Source organism: Microbacterium sp. B24, assembly GCF_000333415.1.
Taxonomy (GTDB): Bacteria; Actinomycetota; Actinomycetes; order Actinomycetales; family Microbacteriaceae; genus Microbacterium.
In genome coordinates, this window is the sequence record NZ_BADB01000277.1 from 1 (window position 1) to 8,699 (window position 8,699).

Genomic DNA, 8,699 nt, shown 5'->3' on the forward strand with positions numbered 1-8,699 from the left:
TTATCGTCAAGATGACGATTTGAGGTAATCTGGGCGCGTGGACCCCTTCTCCTTCGCGGTCGCGGCCGACCTCGTGGTGCTGACCATCCGCGACCGTGCGCTCCATGTCCTCCTCGTCGAGCGCGGCATCGCGCCGGCGGCGGGGATGTGGGCGTTGCCGGGGGGCTTCGTCCTCGCCGATGAGGATGCCGAGAGCGCCGCGTACCGCGAGCTCGCCGAGGAGACGGGGGTGACCGCGGGCGTGCACCTCGAGCAGGTGCGCACCTACAGCGCGCCGGATCGCGATCCGCGCGGACGCGTCGTCACCGTCGCCTGGTTGGCCCTCGCCCCCGATCTGGGCGAACCTGCGGCGGGATCGGATGCCCGCTCTGCTCGCTGGTGGCCGGTCGCGGACGTCGAGGGCGGTGCGCTGCCGCTGGCGTTCGACCACGTCGCGATCTTCGCCGACGCCCTCGAGAGGGCGCGCGCGAAGCTCGAGTACTCCGCGCTGGCGATGGCCTTCTGTCCGGCCGAGTTCACGATCGCGCAGCTGCGCGCGGTCTACGAAGCGGTCTGGGGAGTGCCCGTCGACCCGCGCAACTTCCACCGCAAGATCACCGGCGCCGCCGGGTTCGTCGAGCCGGCCGGCGGCATGGCCCGCGACGGTGGTCGTCCCGCGCAGCTATTCCGTCGCGGCCCCGTCGGCCAGCTGCAGCCGCCGTTCACCCGCCCGGAGCGCTGAGCGGCCGGGGCGACGCACGGGCGGTCAACGGATTCGGAGGGTGTGAACGGATGCGGATGCCGCCGCGCGCGGCATCCGATTCTGTTGACCTGATCCGAATCCACGACGCGGACGACGCGCCCGCCCGCCCGACCCGCCCGCCCGGCGCGCTTCAGCCGTCGAGCGGGCGGCGCGCGACGAGCAGCATGTGCGTGTCGGGCCAGTCCAGCGGCTCGTCGTCGAGCCCGAGAAGGGATGCCGCGGGCGCGAACCGATTCTCCACGAGCCAGTCGTTGCGCCAGGGCCCCGAGCGCTCGTCGATCTCGAGCCCGACCGATGCGACCAGCTCTCGCCAGTCGCTCCACGACAGGGCGCAGAACTGCTCGTGCATCTCCGACAGCCAGTTGCGCGTGTATGAGACGGTCTCGAGGAACTCCATGGCATCCGCCAGACGCAGCTCGATCGTCCGCTCGTCGCGCACCTCGTACTCCCACGCGGCGCCGCTGAGCGCGCGGAAATCCTGCGCGAACTGGGCGACCCGGCTGCCCACCGGCACGGCGTCGAGGGATGCCGCGACCTCATCGTTCGAGTCCGACAGCTCGCGCGCGGGCGTCGTGACGTCGCCGTCCTGCATCCGCAGCCGCACGATGCGATCGGGATCGGCCGGTCCGCAGACATCGGAGTTGATCCACACGCCGCCGGGAACGGTGTGGTCGGCGATCGCCGACGCGAAGGCCTGAAGCGACGGCATCCCGTCGCCGTAGGAGAAGATCTCGTGCGTCAGCGCGAAGCTGAGGGTCGTGGCGATGCTGCGCGCGGGGAAGAGGCGTCCGGCGAGGATGTTGCGGCGGTAGAAGAACGTGTTCGGGTTCGCGAACGCGCCCTCGGACTTCTTGTGCTCGCAGGCTGCGAACAGTTCGGGGGCGATCTCGACTCCGATGAGATCCGACTCGGCCAGGGCCGGCTCCTGCGATGCCAGCTCGAGCATGGCGCCGGTCGCGCAACCCAGGTCGACGATGCGGCCGGGCACGATCCAGGGGCGCGCCTGGGCCCACTTGCGCTCCGCGGCATCCTCGAACGCGCGGCTGTAGGTGCGGTAGTCGCGCGTCTGGGTGAGCCCGCCCTCGTCGCCGATGACGGGATCGGCGGCGATCTCCTGCGCCTGCGTGGCGAGCCCGTAGCGGTCGACGATGTCCAGGCTCGCCGGGTGCGCGTCTGCGCGCCAGTCATCCGAGCCGGCCATCAGTTCGTCCAGCAGCTGCCAGGGCGTGCGCGGTGCGTCGGAATGGTCGCGCTCCATCGGCGCGATGCGATACCCCAGGCCGCGGTACATGTCGGCGACCTGCGGCGTCGAGGTGGCGATGATCGCCGTCTCGGGCGCGGGGATCACCCCCTGTGCGGTCGCGTACCCGATCTCCTTGAGCGTGATCTCGGCGAAGCGGGGCGTGGGGGCGATGTCGACCACCGGCACGACGATCGACGGCATGCGCTCGACGTGCGCGAGGATCTCGATCGCCGCCTCGCGCCGATGTCCCGGAAACGGGTTGCGCCGTGTCGCGGAGTGATTCGCGCTCGTGACCGCCCAGACGACGACGGCGCCGTCGGCGACCGCGATCGGCTCGCCGTTCTCGTCGCGCCCGCGGTCGGCGAGCAGTTCGCCGAGGTAGGCCGCCTGGAACCTCGTCAGCAGGTGGTGACGCCCGGGGACGATGATGTGCTGGATCTCGCGGTCTGCGCTCACCCGTTCCACGTTAGTCACGGGCCGTCCGGGAAGCCGCAGCGGCGGAAGACTAGAATCGACGGATGCCGGAACTGTCGGCATCCACACCCTTTTCGCATTCGCGACACGACCATTTGGAGCCACCTGTGGCCGAGCAGTCCCGCCTCGACAAAGTCATCGCCCTCGCCCGTCACCGGGGTTTCGTCTTCCAGGCCGGGGAGATCTACGGCGGATCGCGGTCGGCCTGGGACTACGGTCCCCTCGGCACCGAGCTGAAGGAGAACATCCGTCGCCAGTGGTGGCAGACGTTCGTGCGCGGACGTGCAGACATGGTGGGTCTGGACTCGAGCATCATCCTGCCCAAGCGCGTGTGGGAGGCCTCCGGCCACGTCGCGACCTTCACCGATCCCCTCGTCGAGTGCCTGCACTGCCACAAGCGCTTCCGCGCCGACAACCTCATCGAGGACTTCGAGGCGCGCAAGGGCCGCCCGGCCGAGAACGGCCTCGCCGACATCCCCTGCCCCAATTGCGGCACCAAGGGCCAGTACACCGAGCCGAAGGCGTTCTCCGGGCTGGTGAAGACCTACCTGGGCGTCGTGGATGACGAGTCGGGCCTGTACTTCCTGCGCCCCGAGACCGCGCAGGGCATCTTCGTGAACTTCTCGAACGTGCTCACCGCCTCGCGCCGCAAGCCCCCGTTCGGTGTGGGCCAGGTCGGCAAGGCCTTCCGCAACGAGATCACCCCCGGCAACTTCATCTTCCGCACCCGCGAGTTCGAGCAGATGGAGATCGAGTACTTCACGCCGCCCGCCGAGGCACAGGAGTGGTTCGAGCACTGGGTGGAGGCGTGCTGGAACTGGTTCGTCGACCTCGGTGTCGATCCGGCGAACATGAAGCGGTTCGACGTTCCCGAGGAGGACCGCGCGCACTACTCCGCCGGCACGATCGACGTGGAGTACCGCTTCGGCTTCCCGGGCAAGGAGTGGGGCGAGCTGATGGGTGTCGCCAACCGCACCGACTACGACCTGAAGAGCCACTCCGACGCCTCGGGTCAGTCGCTCACCTTCTTCGACCAGGCCTCGGGCGAGAAGTACACCCCGTTCGTCATCGAGCCCTCGTTCGGCCTCACCCGCGCGATGATGGCCTTCCTCGTCGACGCGTACCGCGAGGAGGAGGTGCCCAACGCCAAGGGCGGCACCGACACCCGCACCGTGCTCGCGCTGGACCCGCGCCTGGCGCCGGTCAAGGTGGCGGTGCTGCCGCTGTCGCGCAACGAGCGCCTGTCGCCGCTGGCACGCGAGGTGGCCGACGACCTGCGCGCACAGGGATGGAACGTCGACTTCGACGACGCCGGCGCCATCGGCCGTCGTTACCGCCGTCAGGACGAGATCGGCACCCCGTTCTGCGTCACCGTCGACTTCGACTCGCTCGATGATCGCGCCGTGACCGTGCGCGATCGCGACACGATGGCGCAGGAACGTATCGCGCTCGACGAGCTCGTCGGCTATCTCGGCTCGCGGCTGCGGGGCGCCTGAGCCTCGGCATCCGCGCCGCGCCGCGCCGCGCCGCCCCGATCCGCGCCGCGTCTCGGGTCCGCGAGACACCGTCCACGCACCGAGACACGCGTTGTGCACCGGTGTTTCGGTGCGCCGCGCGTGTCTCGCGGTCAGAGGCACGCGGCGCAGCGCGAGAGACCGGCTACCGTGGAGGCATGGCATCCGGCGCACCCGAGTCCACGCTCAGCATCCGCGACCTCGACACGCTCGACGAGATCTTCGCCGCCCATCGGGTGATCGTGGAGATCTGGGGGGGACGAGACCCCATGCCCGCGCCGCTCATGCGGGCGCTGCAGTACTCGGGCAACTACGTGGTCGGCCTCTACGACGGTGAGCGCATCGTCGGAGCGTCCATCGCCTTCTTCTCGCCGCCGGAGCGGCATGCGATGCACTCCCACGTGACGGGTGTGCTGCCGGAGTACCAGCGCCGCGGGTTCGGGCGCCTGCTCAAACAACAGCAGCGTCAGTGGGCCATCGCGCGCGACATCGGCACCGTCACCTGGACGTTCGATCCGCTCGTGCGCCGCAATGCCCACTTCAACGCCAAGACGATCGGCGTGCGTTTCGTGGAGTATCTCGTCGACCAGTACGGCTCGGTCTACGACGGCGCCGAACTCGACCAGAACGGTCAGGGTGTCGACAGCGACCGGCTGCTGGTCTCGTGGGCCCTCGCGTCGGCTCCCGTGCGAGACCCGGATGCCGCGGACGTCGTCGCGACCGTCCAGATCCCCGAGGACATCGAGGCCCTGCGCCGCACACATCCGGCCGAGGCGGCGGCGTGGCGTCTGCGCGTGCGCGAGGAGATGCTGTCCCACTACGGGCGCGGCCTCGTCATCGGTGGCTTCGACGACGAGCGCGGTTACCTGTTCGTGCAGGGCTGAACCCGTCACGTTTCGACTCGCTGCGCTCGCTCGACGACCGGTGAGAGCGCAACTCCCGTCGTTGAGCGAGGAGCGGCGCGACGAGTCGAAAGGCCTCAGCCCTTCGCGGACGTCGCTGCGGCTTTCGCCGCCTTCTTGAACTCGCGGACCTTGGCGAGAGACTCGGGCGAGACGATGTCGGCGACGGAGCGGAACGAGCCGTCCTCGCCGTAGGCGCCCGCGGCCTCGCGCCAGCCGGCGCCGGTGAAGCCGTACTGCTTGCCGAGCAGCGCGAGGAAGATCTTGGCCTTCTGCTCGCCGAAACCGGGCAGCGCCTTGAGGCGCTTCAACACTGTCGGCCCGTCCGGGTCGCCTTCGGTCCACAGGGCCGCGGCATCGCCGCCCCACTCCTGCTCGAGCGTGCGGCAGAGGGTCTGGACGCGACCGGCCATCGACCCGGGGTAGCGGTGCACCGCGGGCGACTGCTGGAAGGCGGCGACGAGGGCATCGGGATCGTAGCCGGCGATGGTCGCGGCATCCACCGCGCCGATGCGCTCCTGGATCTTCAGCGGACCGCTGAACGCGGTCTCCATGGCGACCTGCTGGTCGAGGAGCATGCCGATCAGCAGCGCCAGCGGGTTCTCGGTGAGCAGGGTGTCGGCGGCGGGGTCGTCGGTGATGTGCAGGCTCATCCCTCGAGTGTGTCACCCGCAGACCCGCCGTGACAGCACGGTGACAGCGCCGTCGCCCGCGTGACAGGGGCGCGACAGTGCGCCCGGCGCACAGTGGATGCCATGACCACTTCCACCTCACCATCCACCCTCGCGGTGCGCGCGGAGGGCCTCGTGAAGGTCTTCGGCGACAACCGCGCTGTCGACGGCGTCGACCTGGCCGTCGACGCCGGCACGGTCTACGGCGTGCTCGGTCCGAACGGGGCCGGCAAGACCACCACCATCAATATGCTCGCGACGCTGATGCGTCCCGACGCCGGCCGCGCCGAGATCTTCGGCCACGACGTCTCGCGGGAGCCGAACGTCGTCCGTCAGCTGATCGGCGTCACCGGGCAGTTCGCGTCGGTCGACGAGACGCTGTCGGCGACGGAGAACCTGATGATCTTCGGTCGGCTCCTGGGCCTGACGCGCAACGAGGCGAAGCGCAAGGCCGAGGACCTCCTCGAACGCTTCTCCTTGACGGATGCCGCGCGGCGGCCCTTGAAGAAGTTCTCGGGCGGCATGCGGCGTCGACTGGATCTCGCCGCATCGCTTCTGGCCCAGCCTCCGCTCATCTTCCTCGACGAACCCACCACGGGTCTCGACCCGCGCACGCGCGGGCAGATGTGGGACACGATCCGCGAGCTCGTCGCGACCGGCTCCACCGTGCTGCTCACGACGCAGTACCTCGATGAGGCGGATCAGCTCGCCGACCGCATCGCCGTCATCGATCACGGCCGCGTGGTCGCCGAGGGCACGGCCGACGACCTCAAGGCCTCGGTGGGCACGTCGTCGCTGATCCTGCGGATGTCCGATCCCGCCGACGTGGATGACGCCCTGCGCGCGATCGCGCAGGTGCTGGGGGTGCGCGGCACCCTCTCGCCCGAGGCGGCGCGCATCACCGCGCCGATGTCCGACCCCGACCGTGTCACCGATCTGCTGATCACCCTGCGCGAGGCCGGCATCCACCTGACCGAGATGAGCGTGCAGAAGCCGACGCTCGATGAGGTGTTCCTGACCATCACCGGCCGACCGGCGGATGCCGCGGCCCCCGACTCCGCGTCTGCGGACGCCGCCTCAGAGGAGGTCCACGCATGAGCGCCATCGCCCCGACCCGCATCGATCTGACGCCCATCACCCCGGCATCCGAGCGCCGGCTCTCCAACCGCACGAGCCTGCGCCAGACTCTCGAGAACACGCTGACGATGGCGTATCGCGGGCTGGTGAAGATTCGTCGCACGCCCGAGCAGCTCGTCGACGTGACGGTGCAGCCGATCATCTTCACGCTGATGTTCGCGTACATCTTCGGCGGCGCGATCGCCGGAAACGTCGAGAGCTACCTTCCGGCGTTGATTCCGGGCATCCTCGTGCAGACCGTCATCACGACCTCGGTCGTGACCGGCACGCAGTTGCGCGAAGACATGGACAAGGGTGTGTTCGACCGCTTCCGGTCGCTGCCGATCGCACGCATCGCTCCGCTGTCGGGCGCGCTGCTGGCCGACACCCTGCGTTATGCGATCGCGACCTCCATCACGTTCGTCGTCGGCTTCCTCATGGGCTACCACCCGGCCGGGGGCTTCGGCGCGGTCGTCGCGGCCGGACTGCTCGTCATCGCCTGCTCGTGGGCCATCAGCTGGATCTTCGCGTTCTTCGGCGTCATCGCTCGCACGGCGTCCAGCGTGCAGGGCATCTCGATGCTCATCCTGTTCCCGCTCACGTTCCTGTCGAACGCATACGTGCCGATCGACTCGCTGCCCGCACCGCTCGCCTGGTTCGCGAGTGTGAACCCGATCTCTCACCTCGTGACCGCGGTGCGCGATCTCGCGAACACGGGGGTCATCGCGGGGGACTTCTGGGCCTCGCTCTTGGGCGCCGCCGTCATCGTCCTCGTCTTCGCGCCGCTCACGGTGCGGGCGTACATGCGGAAGGCCTAGCGCTCGTCCAGACGATCGACGAGTGCGGTGAGCTCCGCCGGATCGGATGCCGCGGCATCCCGTCCGGCGGCGCTCACCGCATCGCGCACGGGCAGGGCGATCGGGTCGCTGAGGTCGGCGCGCCCCCGCAGCCGGTCGGCCTCGGCGAGCGCCGCCGCCGCATCGCTCAGGCGATCCGCGGCCAGGAACCAGCGGGCGAAAGCGACCGCGACGTCCGACATGATCGGTTGATCGCCCGTGCGGACGGCGACCGGCGCGGCCCGTCGCAGGGCGTCCGCGGCCCCCGCCGCGTCTCCGGTGAGCAGCAGCGCGAGCGCGCGCTTGCTCTCCTGCCACGCGGCGACCTGTGCGGGAAAGCCCGCCAGTGCCTGCTGCTGTTCGAGGCTGCCGGCACGCTCCAGCTCGCGCAGGGCGGCGGCGCCGTCGCCGCGCACCAGCTCGAGCGCGGCTGCCGTCGCGGCGGCCTGGGCGACGGCTCGTTCGGAGCCGTCGGCCCGCGCGCGGGCGAGCATCTGGTCGACGCGCTGCCGGGCCTCGCTCTCGCGACCGAGACGGAGCAGGATCGACACGGAGAGCGCCTGCTGCTGCAGCAGATCGCTGACCGACGTCAGACCTTCGAGCGCCTGCGTCGACTCGTCCGCGATGCGCAGCGACTCCTCCAGGCGCCCCTGCAGCATGAGCCACTCCGATCGCATCTGGCTGGCCAGAGCCGTGCCCCACGCATCGCCGAGGTGCCGGAAGGCATCCAGCGCGCGGCCGCTGGCGTCGCCGAGTCCCTCGATGTCACCGTTGTTCTGCGCGGTGGCCGCGTTCATGACCGCAGCGAACGCCCGGCTCCAGGCGGGGCCGTCCGTCAGCTCGCTCTCATCCAGCCGCAGGTACGTCGACCACGGTTCGTCTCCGCGCCGATCCTGGCGGGCGCGCAGTGCCCCGCGCAGGACGACGGGGAGGATGGCCGCGAGCTCCGAGTCGTACCTCTGCGCGGCCGCGGCGATGCGCGCCACGCTCTGCGCGGACAGGTGCGTGGTCGTCGGATCGAGCATCGTGCGCATCAGCATCGCCATGGCCGCCACCACGACATCCGCCTCGCTGGCGAGGGCGTCGGCGGGGGTCGCGGTCGCGTTCAGAACGGACGTCAGCAGATCGAACCGCTCGCGCAGCTGCCAGATCCACAGCTGCGCCCGCGCTAGAGACTCTAGAGGATCCCCGGGACCGAGCT

The 8,699-nt window shown here is 70.0% G+C and carries 7 protein-coding genes and 1 pseudogene; 5 read left to right on the plus strand and 3 right to left on the minus strand.

Annotated features, from left to right (window positions below):
• Window positions 1–37: 37 nt before the first annotated feature.
• Entirely contained in the window at window positions 38–721 is a 684-nt protein-coding gene (locus tag I5I_RS07250; RefSeq protein WP_036318152.1) for an NUDIX hydrolase, read from the plus strand.
• Between the two features lie 151 nt (window positions 722–872).
• Here I5I_RS07250 and I5I_RS07255 read toward each other — a convergent pair whose 3' ends face one another.
• Window positions 873–2,441, minus strand: a complete 1,569-nt coding sequence (locus I5I_RS07255) for a methyltransferase (protein ID WP_036318159.1) — start codon at window positions 2,439–2,441, stop codon at window positions 873–875.
• A gap of 125 nt (window positions 2,442–2,566) precedes the next feature.
• On the opposite strand from I5I_RS07255, the gene I5I_RS07260 reads away from it, so the two are divergent.
• Complete coding sequence (locus tag I5I_RS07260) at window positions 2,567–3,955, plus strand: glycine--tRNA ligase (protein WP_036318153.1); 1,389 nt, start codon at window positions 2,567–2,569, stop codon at window positions 3,953–3,955.
• Between the two features lie 176 nt (window positions 3,956–4,131).
• Complete coding sequence (locus tag I5I_RS07265; protein WP_036318154.1) at window positions 4,132–4,857, plus strand: GNAT family N-acetyltransferase; 726 nt, start codon at window positions 4,132–4,134, stop codon at window positions 4,855–4,857.
• 95 nt (window positions 4,858–4,952) lie between these two features.
• On the opposite strand, the gene I5I_RS07270 is transcribed toward I5I_RS07265, so the two are convergent.
• Window positions 4,953–5,528, minus strand: a complete 576-nt coding sequence (locus tag I5I_RS07270; RefSeq protein WP_036318155.1) for an HhH-GPD-type base excision DNA repair protein — start codon at window positions 5,526–5,528, stop codon at window positions 4,953–4,955.
• A 102-nt stretch (window positions 5,529–5,630) separates the two neighbouring features.
• Here I5I_RS07270 and I5I_RS07275 point away from each other — a divergent pair, with 102 nt between their 5' ends.
• Window positions 5,631–6,644: a daunorubicin resistance protein DrrA family ABC transporter ATP-binding protein gene (locus I5I_RS07275; protein WP_036318156.1), complete on the plus strand. Its 1,014-nt coding sequence runs from the start codon at window positions 5,631–5,633 to the stop codon at window positions 6,642–6,644.
• Entirely contained in the window at window positions 6,641–7,480 is an 840-nt protein-coding gene (locus tag I5I_RS07280) for an ABC transporter permease (RefSeq protein WP_036318157.1), read from the plus strand. Before I5I_RS07275 ends, I5I_RS07280 begins: the two co-directional genes overlap by 4 nt.
• Here the strand turns inward: I5I_RS07280 and I5I_RS07285 are convergent.
• Window positions 7,477–8,699, minus strand: a pseudogene (locus tag I5I_RS07285) (ATP-binding protein); the annotation flags it as partial. The gene I5I_RS07280 and the pseudogene I5I_RS07285 overlap by 4 nt on opposite strands.

Bases quoted from the DNA above. Each gene is read 5' to 3' on its own strand.
- I5I_RS07280 (WP_036318157.1), top strand. From the start codon at position 6,641: ATGAGCGCCATCGCCCCGACCCGCATCGATCTGACGCCCATCACCCCG.
- I5I_RS07270 (WP_036318155.1), bottom strand. From the start codon at position 5,528: ATGAGCCTGCACATCACCGACGACCCCGCCGCCGACACCCTGCTCACC.
- I5I_RS07265 (WP_036318154.1), top strand. From the start codon at position 4,132: ATGGCATCCGGCGCACCCGAGTCCACGCTCAGCATCCGCGACCTCGAC.
- I5I_RS07275 (WP_036318156.1), top strand. From the start codon at position 5,631: ATGACCACTTCCACCTCACCATCCACCCTCGCGGTGCGCGCGGAGGGC.